The sequence below is a fragment of the Rhodospirillaceae bacterium genome (assembly GCA_040219235.1).
In the GTDB taxonomy this organism is placed as follows: domain Bacteria; phylum Pseudomonadota; class Alphaproteobacteria; order Rhodospirillales; family Rhodospirillaceae; genus WLXB01.
Map to the genome: position 1 here is coordinate 200,319 of JAVJSV010000016.1, position 16,095 is coordinate 216,413.

14 protein-coding genes and 1 tRNA gene are annotated in these 16,095 nt (G+C 53.2%); 11 read left to right on the forward strand and 4 right to left on the reverse strand.

The window, feature by feature from the left end; genetic code table 11:
- Positions 1 to 25: 25 nt before the first annotated feature.
- Together RIC29_15520 and RIC29_15525 are read left to right on the forward strand one after the other, a co-directional pair.
- Positions 26 to 538, forward strand: coding sequence for a peptidylprolyl isomerase (locus tag RIC29_15520; GenBank protein MEQ8736334.1), 513 nt, complete (start codon positions 26 to 28; stop codon positions 536 to 538).
- A 118-nt stretch (positions 539 to 656) separates the two neighbouring features.
- Positions 657 to 732, forward strand: a tRNA-Lys gene (locus RIC29_15525).
- A gap of 292 nt (positions 733 to 1,024) precedes the next feature.
- Here RIC29_15525 and RIC29_15530 read toward each other — a convergent pair.
- The gene (locus RIC29_15530; GenBank protein MEQ8736335.1) at positions 1,025 to 1,996 is read right to left on the reverse strand and encodes an alpha/beta hydrolase; all 972 of its coding nucleotides are present in this window, start codon (positions 1,994 to 1,996) and stop codon (positions 1,025 to 1,027) included.
- A 265-nt stretch (positions 1,997 to 2,261) separates the two neighbouring features.
- On the opposite strand from RIC29_15530, the gene RIC29_15535 reads away from it, so the two are divergent.
- From RIC29_15535 to RIC29_15555, 5 genes are all read left to right on the forward strand, one after another.
- Complete coding sequence (locus RIC29_15535; protein ID MEQ8736336.1) at positions 2,262 to 3,218, forward strand: ABC transporter ATP-binding protein; 957 nt, start codon at positions 2,262 to 2,264, stop codon at positions 3,216 to 3,218.
- A complete protein-coding gene (locus tag RIC29_15540) occupies positions 3,211 to 3,945 on the forward strand; it encodes an ABC transporter permease (protein ID MEQ8736337.1) in 735 nt (244 codons plus the stop codon). The genes RIC29_15535 and RIC29_15540 overlap by 8 nt, the downstream gene beginning before the upstream one ends.
- Before the next feature lie 10 nt (positions 3,946 to 3,955).
- Positions 3,956 to 5,875 carry a GldG family protein gene (locus RIC29_15545; GenBank protein MEQ8736338.1) on the forward strand — a complete coding sequence of 640 codons (1,920 nt, stop codon included), beginning with the start codon at positions 3,956 to 3,958 and terminating at the stop codon, positions 5,873 to 5,875.
- 15 nt (positions 5,876 to 5,890) lie between these two features.
- Positions 5,891 to 6,970, forward strand: coding sequence for a DUF4340 domain-containing protein (locus RIC29_15550; GenBank protein MEQ8736339.1), 1,080 nt, complete (start codon positions 5,891 to 5,893; stop codon positions 6,968 to 6,970).
- Between the two features lie 105 nt (positions 6,971 to 7,075).
- The gene (locus RIC29_15555; protein ID MEQ8736340.1) at positions 7,076 to 7,288 is read left to right on the forward strand and encodes a hypothetical protein; all 213 of its coding nucleotides are present in this window, start codon (positions 7,076 to 7,078) and stop codon (positions 7,286 to 7,288) included.
- Positions 7,289 to 7,439: 151 nt separating this feature from the next.
- On the opposite strand, the gene RIC29_15560 is transcribed toward RIC29_15555, so the two are convergent.
- Positions 7,440 to 7,772, reverse strand: coding sequence for a (2Fe-2S) ferredoxin domain-containing protein (locus RIC29_15560; GenBank protein MEQ8736341.1), 333 nt, complete (start codon positions 7,770 to 7,772; stop codon positions 7,440 to 7,442).
- A 30-nt stretch (positions 7,773 to 7,802) separates the two neighbouring features.
- The gene (locus tag RIC29_15565) at positions 7,803 to 8,246 is read right to left on the reverse strand and encodes an NUDIX hydrolase (GenBank protein ID MEQ8736342.1); all 444 of its coding nucleotides are present in this window, start codon (positions 8,244 to 8,246) and stop codon (positions 7,803 to 7,805) included.
- 69 nt (positions 8,247 to 8,315) lie between these two features.
- On the opposite strand from RIC29_15565, the gene RIC29_15570 reads away from it, so the two are divergent.
- On the forward strand, positions 8,316 to 9,032 hold the full coding sequence (locus RIC29_15570; protein ID MEQ8736343.1) for a DUF502 domain-containing protein: 717 nt from the start codon (positions 8,316 to 8,318) through the stop codon (positions 9,030 to 9,032).
- Positions 9,033 to 9,037: 5 nt separating this feature from the next.
- Here RIC29_15570 and recG read toward each other — a convergent pair whose 3' ends face one another.
- Positions 9,038 to 11,143 carry an ATP-dependent DNA helicase RecG gene (gene recG, locus RIC29_15575; GenBank protein MEQ8736344.1) on the reverse strand — a complete coding sequence of 702 codons (2,106 nt, stop codon included), beginning with the start codon at positions 11,141 to 11,143 and terminating at the stop codon, positions 9,038 to 9,040.
- Positions 11,144 to 11,285: 142 nt separating this feature from the next.
- Between recG and RIC29_15580 the strand changes: the two genes are divergently transcribed.
- The 3 genes from RIC29_15580 (at position 11,286) to RIC29_15590 (ending at position 16,059) form a co-directional block, all read left to right on the forward strand.
- Positions 11,286 to 11,552 carry a succinate dehydrogenase assembly factor 2 gene (locus tag RIC29_15580; protein MEQ8736345.1) on the forward strand — a complete coding sequence of 89 codons (267 nt, stop codon included), beginning with the start codon at positions 11,286 to 11,288 and terminating at the stop codon, positions 11,550 to 11,552.
- A 4-nt stretch (positions 11,553 to 11,556) separates the two neighbouring features.
- Positions 11,557 to 15,060, forward strand: a complete 3,504-nt coding sequence (mfd, locus tag RIC29_15585; protein MEQ8736346.1) for a transcription-repair coupling factor — start codon at positions 11,557 to 11,559, stop codon at positions 15,058 to 15,060.
- A 114-nt stretch (positions 15,061 to 15,174) separates the two neighbouring features.
- The gene (locus RIC29_15590) at positions 15,175 to 16,059 is read left to right on the forward strand and encodes a MipA/OmpV family protein (GenBank protein MEQ8736347.1); all 885 of its coding nucleotides are present in this window, start codon (positions 15,175 to 15,177) and stop codon (positions 16,057 to 16,059) included.
- Positions 16,060 to 16,095 lie beyond the last annotated feature (36 nt).

Genomic DNA, 16,095 nt, shown 5'->3' on the forward strand with positions numbered 1-16,095 from the left:
TTGGGTAGCGGGGGCCCTTTTTGCAATGACAACAGCAGCAAATGCGCAACCGACAGACCTGGATCCGGAAAACACAATTTATATGGACCTGGAATATGGCCGCGTGGTTATTGCGCTGCGCCCGGATTTGGCGCCCAACCATGTGGAGCGTTTTAAAGAGCTCTCCCGCTCCGGTTTTTATGATGGTCTAACCTGGCACCGCGTGATTGAGGGCTTTATGGCTCAAACCGGTGATCCTGTTGGTGACGGAACGGGGGGGTCAAACCTGCCCAACTTGAAAGCTGAGTTTAACGACGAAAAGCATACGCGCGGTGCGCTTTCCATGGCCCGGGCGTCTGATATCAACTCGGCCAACAGCCAATTTTATGTGGTTTTGGATGATGCAAATCACCTGGATGGTCAATATACCTATTTTGGCCATGTGGTTGAGGGCATGGAATTCGTTGATCAGATCCGCAAGGGAAATCCGGCGCGGAATGGCACAGTCACCTATCCCGACCGCATTATTCAGATGCAGATCATGGCCGACGCCGAGTAACAGACCTAAGTTTTTAGCAGGCATTCCCCACAGAATGTCTTAGATGCTTGACCGGCCCGAGGGTGCTGCCTATGGTGCGCCGCACTTGGGGCCGGATCAAGCTGGTTATACAAGTTAAGAGCCCATAGCTCAGGTGGTAGAGCAGCTGACTTTTAATCAGCGGGTCGCAGGTTCGAGTCCTGCTGGGCTCACCAATACTTTTATATCCGATCAGTACGATGGCAGGACGGCGTTATTCACCCTGAACCTGCGTCTGTTTTTTGCTCGGCTTCGCGCAGAGGCGGTTCGAGTCCGGCTGGGTTCACCAATTCCTTTATATCCGATCAGTACGATGGCAGGGCGTCGTTATTCACCCTGAACCTGCTATTTATGTTTGCTCGGCTTCGCGCCGAGGCGGTTCGAGTCCGTCTGGGTTCACCAATTTCCTCATATGTGATCAGCGCTGTAATCGTCCACCTGCGCTGGGATAATTCGCCAATGGTGGACCTACCGTGCCACTTTCACCCGTTGCGTCTGCCTCAGCTCGTCATCAAAGTCACCCGCCAGAAACTTGGCGATATCGGTGTTAACAGGGTCTGGGGCTTCGATGTAGGGGTAGTGGCCCAGACCTTCATACTTCTTGAGAACGGTGGGCGCGCCGGTCATCCAATGCTCAATAACATCGGCTTCCAGATGTACGACGGTTGGGTTGCTCATGCCCCATATCAAAAGGGTTGGGGCGTTGATTTTAGACAGGATTGTTTGCGGGTCGCCGGTTTCAAAAAAGTACTTTGAGGCGGGCGTCGTGTTGCCACGTCGATTGATGTCGAAGGCAAGTTCAAGAAACCAATCCGGGGCATCGGCGTCGGATGGAAAGTTGCGATTGACGTTATAGGACCAGTACTCAAGCGGTTTGACCGGCATATCGTCCCACTGGGCGGTATCGCCACGGTCGCGGTTAGGGTCGGTCGAAGCGGTGCGCGGCATGCCCGCGGAATTGATGAGGACGAGGCGTGTTACCTTTTCGGGATGTTGGGCGGCGTACCGGAACCCAACACTGCCGCCGCTGGAGGTTGCGATCAGGTCAAAAGTGTCGAGGTTCAGTTTTTCAACGAAGCCTTCCACAATCTCGACGTTGCGCCCGATGAGGTCAAACTTGCCGCCTGGGGGGTCTTTCGTTTCAGGACCGCTGAGTCCGACATTTGGAAAATCCAGGCGGATGACCCTGTAATTCGGGATCAGAGTTTCAGCCAACAGATCCCACGCTTTCAGATTAAAGAACGAGGCATGAAGCAGCAGGACCACTGGCCCTTGTCCTTCATCGCGATAATGAATCTCCGCCCCGTCAACGTCGATATAGCGGGTGCCTTCGTCGGCGTATTTTTCGCGAAGGTCAGACAGACTTATTTGCGTTAAATCGTCTGCGATCACCGAGAAGTTGGTCACGAGTAAAGCAAGGACGAGGGCGAGATGTTTCATTTAACCACCTTTAGTGAACCGTAGAGCTAATGCTTTGGTAGGCACAATCATGAACGAGTGCAAGGGTGATCGTCATTTACTGCTGTTCAGATTTTGCCATACCTAGCCATAATTCCTTACAGTCTTGAAATGATGTGGTTTCTGGCGAAATTTTGCCTTCTTTCCTGTGCCCATGGGGCTTGAAATCGTTTATGACTGCTGCCAAATCTTCCGCTGTATTCCGGTTTTCGGGCTGTCGGCGGCAGGCTTAAAGGAGGCACGCAGCATGGAAAGCATGGTCGAACTAGACCAGATCTCAAAACACTTCGGATCGTTCGTTGCGGTTGATGGTATCAGCTTGAACGTGCAGCGCGGCGAGGTGCTTGGATTTCTGGGGCCAAACGGGGCTGGAAAATCAACCACCATGCGCATGGTGGCGGGGTTTCTAACGCCAACCTCCGGTACGGCTAAAGTCTGCGGCTATGATGTTGCGCTTGAACCGGTCAAAGTGAAATCAATGCTGGGGTATATGGCGGAAGGCTCGCCATCATACGACGACATGACGGTGCGCGCGTTTTTGACCTTTATTGCCGATGTGCGGGGGCTGACCGGCGCTGCGGCGCGATCACAGATTGATGATGTGATTACCAAAGTAAGTTTAGAGCCGGTGATTGACCGGCCCATTGATGTGCTGTCCAAGGGTTTCAAGCGGCGCGTTGGTTTGGCACAGGCGATTTTGCATGATCCACCGGTGCTCATTTTGGATGAGCCGACCGATGGCTTGGACCCTAATCAGAAGCACCAAGTGCGCTCATTGATTCAAGACATGGCCGCCGAGAAGGCGATTATTGTCTCGACGCATATCCTGGAAGAAGTTGAAGCTGTGTGCACCCGCGCGGTGATTATCGGCAGTGGGAGGTTATTGGCGGACGGCACGTCGGACCAGTTATTAAGCATGTTACCTGAACATAACGCGATTTGTGTAGTGCTGCCGTCAGGGACAGCTGAGATTGCGACGCACCAGTTAAAGACCTTGGCCGGTGTGGCTGATGTGACGCAAGTCCCGTTGACCAATGGCGAGGTTGAGTTGCGCTGCTTACCCCAAAACGGTGCGGTCCTCATTGAAGGCGTTGTCGGTAATTTGCGCGCCAACGGCGTTGCCTATTCGCAACTCTATGTCCATCGCGGCGACCTTGATGCCGTCTTCCGGCAAATCACAGCGGGAGGATCGCACCATGCGTAATCTTTGGATCATTGCGAAACGTGAACTCTATGGCTACTTCACAACGCCGATGGCGTTTGTTTTTATCGCGATCTTTGTGGCCTTGACGGGTGCGTTTACATTTTACATCGGGCGTTTCTTTGACAGGGGGCAGGCCTCGTTAGAAACATTTTTCAGCTTTCACCCCTGGCTCTATTTATTGTTGGTGCCGGCAGTGGCGATGCGGCTGTGGTCGGAAGAGCGCAAGAGCGGCACGATTGAGCAATTGCTGACACTACCCATCACCACAGCAGATGCGGTGCTTGGTAAATTTCTGGCCGCTTGGATTTTTTGCGGCATCGCCTTGGCGTTAACGTTCCCCTTGTGGATTACAGTGTCCTACTTGGGTCAACCGGATCATGGCGTGATTGCGCTGAGCTATGTGGGCAGCTTTTTGATGGCGGGCGCTTTTTTGTCTATCGGGGCCTGCATGTCCGCCTTAACCCGAAATCAAATCATCGCCTTCATTGCGGCGGCGGCGGTGTGCTTCGTGTTCACCATGAGCGGGTTGGACCTGGTGTTGAACTTCTTCCGCGCTTGGGCCCCAAGTTTCTTGGTCGATGTGATTGCAGCGTCGAGCTTCCTGGTGCGATTTGAATCCGTCACCCGGGGCGTTATGGAATTTCGCGATGCCGTGTTCTTTATATCGATGATGGCGTTTTGGCTGTTTGCAACCACGGTTGCGGTCGACGCCAAGAAAGCGGCTTAGGGAGGGCATGATGACAAATACAGATAAAAGCCGTTTGGCCATTTTCGCAGTCATCGTCGCGGCAGTGTTGTTCCTGGCCGTCAATATTATTGCCCAAACCACGTTCAGTGCGGTGCGCTTGGACGTTACGGAGGGTCAGGTTTATACGCTGACGGAAGAAACCATCCCGGTTTTTCAGGACATCAAAGAGCCGATTATCGTGCGAGTCTACTTTTCGCAAAATTTGGCGGAAGCAAGCCCGCGTCATGGTGTTTACTTTCAGCGCGTGCGCGATCTGTTGAGTCAATACCAAGCCTTGTCGGGGGGCATGTTACAAGTGCAATACTTTGACCCCGAGCCTTTTTCAGACGTGGAAGACCGGGCCGTCGGCTTTGGGTTGCAAGCGGTTCCGTTAGGGAACCTGGGCGAGGTCGGTTACTTCGGGTTGGCGGCGACAAATTCGACGGACGACCAGGAAGTGATTTCGTTTTTTAACCTCGAGCGCGAAGCATTCATCGAATACGACCTGACCAAGTTGGTTTATACGCTGTCTAATCCTGAGCAGCCAAAAATTGGCCTCATCACCTCACTGCCCGTTGAAGGGGGCATGAGTCCCGGTATGGGGGGGATGGGCGGTACGCCAACACCACCGTGGCAGATTATGGATCAGATGCGGGACTTCTTTGAAGTGGAACGTCTGGACCTGACCCTGGATCAAATTTCAGAGGACATTGATGTGCTGGTGTTGGCGCAGCCGGACGGATTGAGTGACACGGCGGCTTACACCATTGATCAATGGGTTCTGGCAGGTGGTAAGGCAATTGTCTTTGCGGACCCGAACTTAGAGTCCGGAAACCCGCCCGCAGGCGGTATGCCGGCTCCGGCAGATTTGGCGGGCATCAAAACCCTGCTGGGAGCTTGGGGCCTGTCCCTCGAAGAGGGGGTGCTTGCGGCAGATATCAAAGCAGCGGTGCGGGTGAACACGGCGGCTGGTGGACGGCCAGAGATTTCTGATTACCCGGCGTGGATGAATCTGCAAGCTGATGCCTTAAACCAGGAAGACGCCATTACAGGCGATTTGAAGAACCTGACCATTGCGACGGCGGGGGTGTTGTCTGTGTCTGAGGACTCGGGGCTTGATATTAGACCGCTGATTCAAACCGGCACGGAGTCCATGGAAATTGACGCCGACAAAGTGATCGGTCTGCCGGATGTGGTCGCGATGTTCCGCGAGTTTGTGCCGTCAGGTGAGAGACTGCTGCTAGGCGCACGGGTGAGCGGGTTAGCAAAAACCGCTTTTCCTGATGGCCGCCCGGATGATGATATCACGCCAATGGACGGTGAAGCGCAGGCTGAGCATAGGGGTGAGGCGACTGATCCAATCCAGGTGATTGTGGTGTCAGACGCGGACATGCTGGCGGACCGGTTTTGGGTTCAGGAAAGCAATTTCTTCGGACAGCGTATGGTGGTTCCCACAGCAGACAATGCCGCGTTTCTGATTAATGCCTTGGAAAACCTGACCGGAACACCGGCCTTGTCGTCCTTGCGGGGCAGGGGCCAGATCAGTCGTCCGTTTACGGTGGTTGAGGAATTGCAACTGAGTGCCGAGCAGCAGTTCCGCGCCAAAGAAACAGAATTGCTGTCTCGATTGGAGACCCTGGAAAGTGACATCAGCGCCATTCAACTAAACCAGAATGGACAGGGTGAGGCGGCGATCTCCGAAGATGATCAACTCACCATCACCAACTATCGATCCGAAATTCTAGCCACGCGCAAAGAATTGCGTGAGGTGCAGCGCGGCCTTCGGGAAGACATTGATCGTCTTGAAGGCACATTGAAGTTCCTGAATATCGCCGGGGTGCCGATTGTGTTTGGGGCTTTGATGATTTTGGTGGCGGTGTGGCGGCGCAAGCGTGCGGCGGCCTCCACCACATCAACAGCTTCAGCTTAGAAAGGAGGAGCGATTATGAAGTCTTCTCGATTTACAGCGCTCGTCGGTGTGACCGCTGTTGCCGTTGTGCTTGCAGGGTGGGCCATATTGAGCCGCCCGGCCATGGAATCCTCTGACTTTGATGGCGCGGTTGTGTTCCCTGATCTGTTGGACTCGCTCAGTGATCTGGATCAGATTGTGGTGCGTCACAAAGACGGTGTGGAAACACTGGAGGCCACAGATGATGGTTGGGTTTATGTGGAGCGCGATAACTATCCGGTGCAAAGTGACAAGGTTGGCGAATTGGTGGTGAAGCTCTCGCGTCTTGAGAAAATTGAGCCCAAGACCAAGCTTGCGGAACGCTATGATCGCCTCGACCTGGCTGATCCCGACATGAAAGAAGATACACGCGCTAAAGAAGTCACGCTGACCGATTCAGAGGGTGCAGAAATGGCGCAACTGGTGGTCGGGAAGCGCAAGTTTACCTTGGGTAGCACTGAAGGTGGCACTTATATTCTATTGCCCGATGATCCACAGGCGTGGCTTGTCACCGGCGAGCTCAACCCAGGCTCGCGCGCGCGCGACTGGTTGGTCCGCGAGATCACCGATATTAAAGATAAGGATATTCAACGCATTCGGATCGTGCATCCCGATGGCGAGGAACTGGTGGTTTACAAAGAAACACCGGGACAGGCCAATTATGCGGTTGAGAATGTTCCGGAAGATATGGTGTTGCGCCGTGATAGCATTGCGGATGATATGGGACGGGTTCTGTCCAACTTGCTGCTTGACGATGTAAAAAAAGCGGCTGACGTAGATTTCCCGGCTGATCAAACCATTACAGCAACTTTTGAAGGGTTTGACGGTTTCACGATTAACGTGGATCTGATTGAAAACGGCGATGAGAACTGGCTGCGCTTCCGTGGCACGGTAAATCAGAATGCGCTGGCACCTGAAGAGACTGGAGAAGACGCTAGACCGAACTGGGCCAACGTCATCGCAGAGCTTAACGCAAAGACGGATGGTTGGGTCTATCAATTGCCCGGCTACGAAGTTGCACCCTTGAAAAAACGCATGACAGACTTGGTGCGAGAACCTGATGAAGACGGCGCATAGACGTTAGTCTTAAATCCGCATTTTTTATGCGGCAGAACAGGACTATAGTTTTGCGGCGTTTCGCGCCATGATGCGGAAGCGAAGCGAGATAAGCCGGGGGGCGTCATGATCAATTTTTGGACGATTCAAGCCTTTTACTGCATCAGCGGCATTGGGTTCTTTATTCAGGATTTGTTTTCTGAGGTGCCGATGGGCGATGCCATGGTCCGGGCCTTTATCTGGCCCTATGCCCAATGGGATCGTATTTCAGCCTTTTTCACTGAGACGATGATGGGCTATCTGCAAAGCGGATGGGCGTCTGTGATGGGACTGTTTTAACTTTTACCCGGTTCTTTATTCCTCATTTTCTCGAGGGCGCGGGCGATCCGTTCCCGTCTCAAACGGCACCCCTCGCAGGGAAGAATTGAGGCAAGAATAAACAATACCAGTGGAACGCCGATAATAAGAGCCGCAAAGACTTGCCACTGCGTCACTGTTCTGTCTGTGCCTCTGTTTTCCGGCGGGCAACTTCGGCTTCGATTGCGGCGATAATGTCTGGAATCTGTTCATCGCTGAGATTGTTGTAAAGACCGGCCGCCTGGATTTTTAGATTTGGACCAACTTTACAATTGTTCATGCAGGGGCTGCGGATGAGCTTTGCAGGAATCGATTTCTCCAAGAGAAGCGCTTCAATTTTGTCAGCAAGCTCGCGGCTGCCGCGTCCACCGCAAGATGGCATTTTATCTGTGTTCAACCGTTTATTGGTGCACAGGCGCACATTAAACAGCGGTTTCTCAGATGGAATGTAGTCAACTTCAAACATAGGACTATGTAGGCAGATTATCAGGAAAACTCAATCATGCTGTGCGAGCTTAGTCATCGCTTCTTTGACGATCCGAATGGTTTCCGCCCATTCTACATGGTCTGAGATATCTGCTGCAGGCACCCATTTGATGGCATCGGCATCGCCGCCAGGCACAAGAGCGCCAGCTACATACCGTGCGCCATAATCAATCAGGGTATAATGACGGGTCAGGGTTCCATGTGAGTCACGGCGGATCAGGTCCACGACATCGACAAGGGTCAGGTCGGCTATTGTTACACCCGTTTCTTCCAGGATTTCGCGATGCGCTGTTTCGGCTAGTGTTTCGCCGGCTTCCTGCCGGCCTCCGGGAATCGTCCAAAGACCTTTGTTGGGTTCTTGGCCACGCCGTATCAGCAAGACCTCGTTCTGTTTATTGATGACCACAACGCCGACCCCCACCTGCGGTAGATTGGACATGGATACATCTGTCATAGTCTGTGCATAGGTTATCGCCGGTAAATGAGGTATCTAAGTCGAGTCCAGGCTTTATAGGGGTCGAACATGAATGACGCTAATGATCAATCAGGTGCAAACGAGGGCTTAGGTCTGATTACGCCAACGATGGGTCCGGCCGCGCGGTTACGCAACTATTTTCTGACCGGCATCCTGGTCACGGCGCCGCTGGTTATTACTTTTTACGCTGCCTATGTGGTGGTGTCGTTCATCGATAACACGGTGACCGGGTTACTGCCGGACACTTATAACCCCAACACCTACTTGCCGTTCAGTGTGCCCGGTGTTGGATTGATCGTTCTGTTCACGACGCTGGTGGTCATCGGGTTTCTGACCGCTAATTTCTTAGGGCGTCTCCTCATTAAATGGGGAGAAATGTTGCTGGAGCGTATGCCGGTCATTCGCAATGTCTATAGCGCGATCAAGCAAATATTTGAAACAATACTGAAAAGCCAGTCGACGGCGTTTCGTGATGTTGTTTTGGTGGAATACCCTCGCAAAGGGTTGTGGTGTATTGGCTTTGTTTCAGGCACAACCAAAGGCGAAGTGCAAAATCTGACAGCGGATGAAATGGTCAATGTGTTTTTGCCCACAACACCGAACCCAACGTCGGGATTTCTATTGTTTGTGCCGCGCAAAGATATGACCAAGCTTCACATGACGGTCGAAGAAGGCATTAAAATGGTTGTCTCCGGAGGTATCATTACACCGCCAGATAAGCGCGTTCCTTCTGAACGACAGGATGACGTGATTAAACCGGCCTAAAAGGCTTAGCCTGATCTCAGGGTTTGGATGGCGGCATCTTGCTCGAAAAGATAAAGCAGCGTTCTGAGGGCTTTGCCACGTTCGGTTTTTAAATCAGGGTCGCGTTCCAAAATGAGTTTGGTATCATCCCGTGCCATTGTTAGCAGGTCGGCATGTGTGGCTAAGTCGGCAATACGAAATTCGGGCAAGCCACTTTGTCTTTTGCCCAGAACTTCACCCGCCCCACGCAGGCGCAAATCTTCTTCAGCGATCAGAAATCCATCTTCCGTGTCGCGCATAATGTTAAGGCGCGCTTTTGCCGTTTCCGTCAGCGGGGCGTTATAGAGCAGCAGACACGTTGAGGGTTTGTCGCCCCGGCCAATGCGCCCGCGCAGTTGATGCAGTTGAGCCAGGCCAAAACGCTCAGCATGTTCAATGATCATAACTGTGGCTTCAGGCACGTCGACACCAACTTCGATGACGGTTGTCGCCACCAGCACCTTTGGGCCATTTGGGTTTTGCGTGTCGGCAAAGGCCGCCATGGCCGCGTCCTTCTCGGGGCCTTTTAAACGGCCATGAACCAGAGCAACGGTCTCGCCAAGAATTTGAGTGAGATGCCGGTGGCGTTCCTCGGCGGCGGCCAGATCGGAGGTTTCAGACTCCTCGACGAGGGGGCAAACCCAATACACCTTAGCACCTGATGCGATTGCCCGTTGCACCGCTGCTATGGTTTCAGCAAGGCGCTCCAGATTTACCAGGCGCGTATCAACGGGCTTACGGCCTGGCGGTTTTTCATCCAAACGCGATACGTCCATATCGCCATAGGCTGTGAGTGTGAGGGTGCGTGGAATGGGCGTGGCGGTCATCACCAGCATATCGATAGCGCGGCCTTTTTGAGCCAACTCCAAACGTTGATGGACACCGAAACGGTGCTGTTCATCGACAATAGCGAGCATCAGATCCTTAAACGCAACGTCTTTTTGGAACAACGCGTGAGTGCCAATCAAGATAGACGTGGTGCCATTGGCGACATCGTTCAGCACCTCATCGCGGGCTTTGCCTTTGACACGTCCACTCAGGAAGGCAATGGAGACACCGCAGGCCGCGCATAGAGGTTTCAGCGTGGCCAAATGCTGTTGTGCGAGCAACTCTGTTGGCGCCATCAGCGCGGCTTGTCCACCGGCCTCAACAGCAGAGAGCATGGCCATCAGCGCAACCACGGTTTTGCCGCTGCCCACGTCACCCTGGAGTAACCGCAGCATTCTGTGCTCGGACGCCAGGTCTTTATCAATCTCGCCAAGGGTTCTGGTTTGTGCGCCTGTGAGAGTAAAGGGCAGGGCAGCACTGGCTTTTTGTCGAAGCTGGCCGTCGCCCTTAATCATTCGACCTGCCAATCGACGCGCTTTGCTTCGGACGATCGCCAGCGCCAACTGGTTGGAGAGCAGTTCATCATAGGCCAACCGTTGCCGCAGGGGGCTGGTGAGGTCGAGTTCTGCACCGGTGTCTGGATGGTGGATCGCGCGCAAAGCATCTGCCCAGTTGGACCAGTTGTCGCGTTTAACTTGTGCCGGGTCGAGCCATTCAGCGAGCTCCGGTAGTTTGTCTAAAGCGCCATGAATTGCTTTAACGAGGGTTTTTGGGGAAAGTCCAGCGGTTAACGGATACAACGCTTCTACACGCTGTATGGCTGATTTTTGATTTTCGGTGACGATATGATCTGGGTGCGCCATCTGGCGTTGGCCATCGTAGACTTCAACCTTGCCGCTGATGACGCGGTTTTCACCAACGGGGAGGGTGTGGCTGAGATAATCTCCTTTGGCATGAAAGAACGTCAGGGTGATCCGGCCTGTGTCATCGCCACAGATCACTTTGTAGGGCAGACGGGAGTTGCGATTTGGCGGTGGGCTGTGCGACAGAACTTTCACTGTTAGCGTGCAAATGCGGCCAGCTGGCGCATCCCCCACTTTAGGGGCAAAGCGGCGATCGATAATGCCGTTTGGCAGATGCCAAATGAGATCAATGAGCCGGTTGCCTGCTAGCTTTTCTAATAACTTGGCGATGCGGGACCCGACGCCGGCGAGGGTCTCGACGGACGCAAACAGTGGATTCAAAATGGTGGGGCGTAAGGCCATGGTATGGGATGAATATCCGAGATTTGCTCAATTGCGAAGCTGTTCATAGACGGTTATACCCTGCCTCGGACCGGCAGCCTTGGGAATCTATACCTCATATGGCTTGAGCCGGAGTTTTGGATTCTGAGGCTGTGATTCAGGTATGGACCGCGCAATACAACGGAAACGCCTGATCTATCGTGCCACACATCGTGGCACCAAGGAGGCTGATGCGATTATCGGCGGTTTTGTTGCACAAAATGTCGCAGCGATGGCTGGTGAGGAGCTTGATCAGCTGGAAGACCTTTTGAACCAGACCGATACGGATGTGATGGACTGGCTGCAGGACCGCAAACCGCTGCCAACCGGAAAGATGGCGGCTGTCCTGAAACGCCTGAAAGCCTATCACCAAAGCTTGTTAGCGGATTGATATAATGAACGACGTTGCAGCCCTCACCCGTCGCGTCATTGCCGGAGTGCCAGAAGGCGTCGATGCCTTGGTTTTGGCCGGTTTGGCGCGTAAGAGCGACAAGGGTCATTTACATGTGGTGAGCGACGACATTCGTTTGGCCACCTTAAAAGATAGCCTGCAATTCTTTGCTCCGGATGTCACGGTCTACGATTTTCCGGCTTGGGATTGTGTGCCCTATGACCGCGTCTCACCGCATGCGGACGTTGTGGCGCGACGTATGGATGTTTTGTTGCGTCTCGCGGCGGTTGGTCAGGACGCGGAGATTGGACCCAAACTGCTGATCACAACAGCAAGCGCCATGTTGCAGCGTGTCCCCCCCGTGTCTGCTTTTCGGGGCATGGTCCGGGAGATCAAAGCCGGCTCCAAGCTGGATGTGAATGCGTTAGCGGGTGAACTCACCAGCACAGGCTACCAGCGGGCTGAACAGGTTATGGAGCCGGGAGAATTCGCCATTCGTGGTGGCTTAGTGGACCTGTTTCCGCCGGGTCATGATGATCCGGTGCGGATTGATCTGTTCGGTGATGAGGTAGACAGCCTGAGACTTTTTGAGGCCGTGAGTCAGCGTACAACAGGGACTCTCAAGATACTGCGACTTAAGCCGATGAGTGAGGCGGTGCTCTCTCGTGAGGCCATTGAGCGCTTCCGCACGGGATATCGGCAATTGTTCGGTGCTGTTTCCAGCTCTGACTCACTCTATGAGGCAATATCGAATGGTCAGAGCTATCCGGGTATGGAACATTGGCTGCCATTATTTCATCCTGGTTTAGATACGTTATTTGCCTATCTTCCGGGGGCCACTGTGTCCTTAGATCATCAGGTGGGAGAAGCCGTTGCTGGTCGTCTCGACCTGATCAGGGATTACTATGAGAGCCGTCGCATGGCTGATCCGGCCAGCGGTGGGACCAAAATTGGCTTGGAAGAGGGTGGGTTTGCTTATCATCCCGTACCGCCCGCACGTTTGTTTTTAGATGAGGCAGAGTGGTCACGTGAACTGACTGCTCATGTGGCGATTGATCTGCGACCCTTTACGCGCGCTGACGCGGATACAACAGCCACGGATGCGGGCGGGCAGCCGGGGCGGGATTTCGCCGATATCCGGGCCTTGCCTGAAGGCAATGTTTATAATGCCTTAAAGAAATACACTGTTGAACAACGCGCGGCTGGCCGCAAAGTGATCTTGGCGGCGCAGTCTGACGGATCGCGACGCCGGCTGCTTGGGCTGATGCATGAGCATGGTCTCGCCACCGCAAAAAGTATCGACAGCTTTGCAGAGATTTCAGAGAACGATATCGCGTTAGCCATTGTTGTTCTGCCATTGAGTCGCGGTTTTAAAACGGACTCCTTAGCCCTGGTCACAGAGCAAGACCTTCTTGGTGAACGTATGGTGCAACGTGTGCGCCGTCGTCGTAAGGCAGAAGCGTTTATCGCAGATGCTTCTCAGTTGGGAGAAGGTGATCTGGTCGTTCATTTGGAGCATGGCATCGGACGTTATGGCGGCTTGGAGACTCTTGATGTTGGCGGCGCGCCGCACGACTGCCTGAAAGTCTTCTATCATGGCGATAATCGACTCTATGTTCCGGTTGAAAATATCGACGTGCTGTCGCGCTTTGGCGCGGAGCAAGAGGGCGCGGTGCTTGATCGCCTTGGCGGCGTAGCCTGGCAAGCGCGCAAGGCCAAGCTGAAAGAACGCATCCGTGAAATGGCGGAGCAATTGATTCAAATTGCTGCGCAACGGGAATTAAAAGCCGCAGAAGTTTTTGCCCCGGCAGAAGGAGCTTACGATGAGTTTTGCGCGCGCTTTCCCTTTTCCGAAACCGATGATCAATTGCGTGCCATTGCCGATGTGATGGATGATTTCGCAAAAGGCCGCCCCATGGACCGGCTGATCTGCGGAGATGTGGGTTTCGGCAAAACGGAAGTTGCATTGCGTGCTGCGTTCGTTGCGGCGCTGACGGGCGTTCAGGTCGCCGTGGTTGTACCGACAACCTTATTGGCCAGACAGCACCATGCTAACTTTAAGGCACGATTTGAAGGGTTCCCGGTCAAAGTAAAGCAACTTTCGCGCCTTGTTTCAGCTAACGACGCCAAGGCCGTCAAGGAAGGTTTAAAAGATGGCAGCGTTGATATTGTCATCGGAACTCATGCGTTGTTGGCTAAGTCCGTCGCGTTCGCCAATCTTGGCCTACTCATTGTTGATGAAGAACAACACTTTGGTGTGGGCCACAAAGAGACATTGAAGCAATTGAAGGCCGATGTGCATGTGCTGACTCTGACCGCGACACCGATTCCAAGAACACTGCAAATGGCACTCACCGGTGTCAGAGATTTGAGTTTGATTGCCACACCCCCGGTTGACCGCTTGGCCGTGCGGACCTTTCTTTTACCCTATGACCGGGTGGTAATTCGCGAAGCCCTGATGCGGGAGAGATTTCGCGGAGGGCAGTCTTTTTATGTGTGCCCACGCTTAGTTGATTTAGATAAAGTTGCGTCTGAACTCCGCAAGCTCGTGCCTGAAATCACCTTCACAATGGCCCATGGGCAAATGGCACCCGCAGCACTTGAAGACGTCATGACCGACTTTGCCGATGGTAAATATGATGTGTTGCTGGCCACAAATATCATTGAATCCGGCTTGGATCTGCCACGTGTGAACACCATCATCATTCATCGCTCTGATATGTTTGGCTTGTCTCAATTGTATCAACTGCGCGGTCGTGTGGGCCGTTCCAAAACCCGGGCATACGCTTATTTAACCGTACCGGCGAATAAAAAGCTGACCGCCTCGGCAGAGAAACGCCTGGACGTGATGCAGACATTGGACAGCTTGGGCGCAGGTTTCTCCTTGGCCAGTCATGACTTGGATATTCGCGGGGCGGGGAATCTGTTGGGCGACGAACAATCCGGCCACATCAAGGAAGTTGGCATCGAACTTTACCAGCAGCTTCTGGAAGAGGCTGTGAGTGCAGCACGTGATGGTACTTCTGGGGAACCAATTGAAACTGAGACGCGTTTTTCACCACAGATCACACTTGGCGCGCCGGTCTTTATTCCGGAGACGTATGTGAAAGATCTGGGCGCCCGTTTAGCATTGTATCGCCGCGCTGCTGATTTGGCGGATCAGGCAGAGGTTGATGACTTTGCTGCCGAGTTGGCCGATCGCTTCGGTAAAATTCCGGATGAAGTTGAGAACCTTCTGACGGTTGTTGCGATCAAAGCACTGTGCCGCTCAGCTCATGTTGAGAAGATTGATGCTGGACCAAAAGGTGCAGTTTTGACCTTGTTTAAGAACGAGTTTCCCAATCCGGCTGGATTGGTTGAATTCATCAGTCAACAAGCCGGATCAGTTAAAGTGCGGCCCGATCATAAAATTGTCATCATTCGCACATGGTATGGTGTCGATGAACGAATGTCTGGCCTTAAGCAGATGTTGGCACGATTGGCGGAGTTGGCGGCTATTCCAGAGTAGGTAAACAATAGACTAAATTTTAGTTGCGGGTTTCACTTGCGTTGTCCTTGGAAATGCGCTCATTTTGTAGCGGGTGGGACGCTTTTAAAAGTGTTCTAAGGAAGGTTACCGTTCGTGTTGAAGTGTCTTTTTGTTAAAGCTAGACGCCGGTTAAGTAGATGCAGCGGCCTCTTTGTAGCAACGAGTATTTTTGTTCTTACGACAGTTTCGAGCAACGCTCAGGCGCAAGGTTGGAACCTTGATGCGCTAGAGTCAGCTTACGACGATTTTTCTGATTACCTTTCGGAAATGGGAAAATTCTCGGATGAGGATTGGCGTGTAAGAGTTGGTGCAGCGATCGGAACGACACCAGATTTCTCTGGTTCTGATCGCTACGAAATAAGAGCGCTGCCGGTATTTCAGATTCGCTATAAAGATGATGTGTGGATTGATCCGCTGGGTGTTCGCGTCAAAGTTTGGAGCAATGAGTGTTGTCGGCTTCTTGCCCAAGCCGGAATCTCTACGGGGCGGAATCCGCGTGTAGACAGCAAGGCTTTCCGGCTTCCAGATATCTCGACGGGCGCAGATGTGGGGGTCACCTTTGAAGGTCGTGTTGCCCGATTTGTAGCCTTCAGACTTCGAGCCCGGCACGAAGTCGCTGGGGGGCATGGGGGTATGGGCTTATCAGCCGCAGTCGGAACCATTATCCGGACAGGTCCTTTTGAGTTTATTCCAGAGATCGCAACGGAATGGAAAAACGGAACATATATGAACGCCTACTATGGCGTTCCTTTGAGTGCCACCGCGGCGACAGGGTATAACGCATATAGTCCAGGGGCGGGCTTTGAAGAAGCGGCGGTGCGGTTGACCAGTTTTTACGACCTGTCCGAGAAGTGGCAGTTGGTGGTGCGTGGAGAGGCAAAACTATTGCTTAGTGAGGCGAAGAACGCTCCTTTTGTTGAGCAGGATGGCGACGATTTTCAAGGTTTGTTTGGTATGGGTATTCTGTACACTTTTTAATTTGTGTTCAGGCCGCGCTCTCGCATTGTAGGAAGT

Excerpts from the sequence above, each read along its gene's own strand:
- RIC29_15520 (MEQ8736334.1), top strand. The coding sequence starts at position 26 with ATGACAACAGCAGCAAATGCGCAACCGACAGACCTGGATCCGGAAAAC.
- RIC29_15530 (MEQ8736335.1), bottom strand. The coding sequence starts at position 1,996 with ATGAAACATCTCGCCCTCGTCCTTGCTTTACTCGTGACCAACTTCTCG.
- RIC29_15535 (MEQ8736336.1), top strand. The coding sequence starts at position 2,262 with ATGGAAAGCATGGTCGAACTAGACCAGATCTCAAAACACTTCGGATCG.
- RIC29_15540 (MEQ8736337.1), top strand. The coding sequence starts at position 3,211 with ATGCGTAATCTTTGGATCATTGCGAAACGTGAACTCTATGGCTACTTC.
- RIC29_15545 (MEQ8736338.1), top strand. The coding sequence starts at position 3,956 with ATGACAAATACAGATAAAAGCCGTTTGGCCATTTTCGCAGTCATCGTC.
- RIC29_15550 (MEQ8736339.1), top strand. The coding sequence starts at position 5,891 with ATGAAGTCTTCTCGATTTACAGCGCTCGTCGGTGTGACCGCTGTTGCC.
- RIC29_15555 (MEQ8736340.1), top strand. The coding sequence starts at position 7,076 with ATGATCAATTTTTGGACGATTCAAGCCTTTTACTGCATCAGCGGCATT.
- RIC29_15560 (MEQ8736341.1), bottom strand. The coding sequence starts at position 7,772 with ATGTTTGAAGTTGACTACATTCCATCTGAGAAACCGCTGTTTAATGTG.
- RIC29_15565 (MEQ8736342.1), bottom strand. The coding sequence starts at position 8,246 with ATGACAGATGTATCCATGTCCAATCTACCGCAGGTGGGGGTCGGCGTT.
- RIC29_15570 (MEQ8736343.1), top strand. The coding sequence starts at position 8,316 with ATGAATGACGCTAATGATCAATCAGGTGCAAACGAGGGCTTAGGTCTG.
- recG (MEQ8736344.1), bottom strand. The coding sequence starts at position 11,143 with ATGGCCTTACGCCCCACCATTTTGAATCCACTGTTTGCGTCCGTCGAG.
- RIC29_15580 (MEQ8736345.1), top strand. The coding sequence starts at position 11,286 with ATGGACCGCGCAATACAACGGAAACGCCTGATCTATCGTGCCACACAT.
- mfd (MEQ8736346.1), top strand. The coding sequence starts at position 11,557 with ATGAACGACGTTGCAGCCCTCACCCGTCGCGTCATTGCCGGAGTGCCA.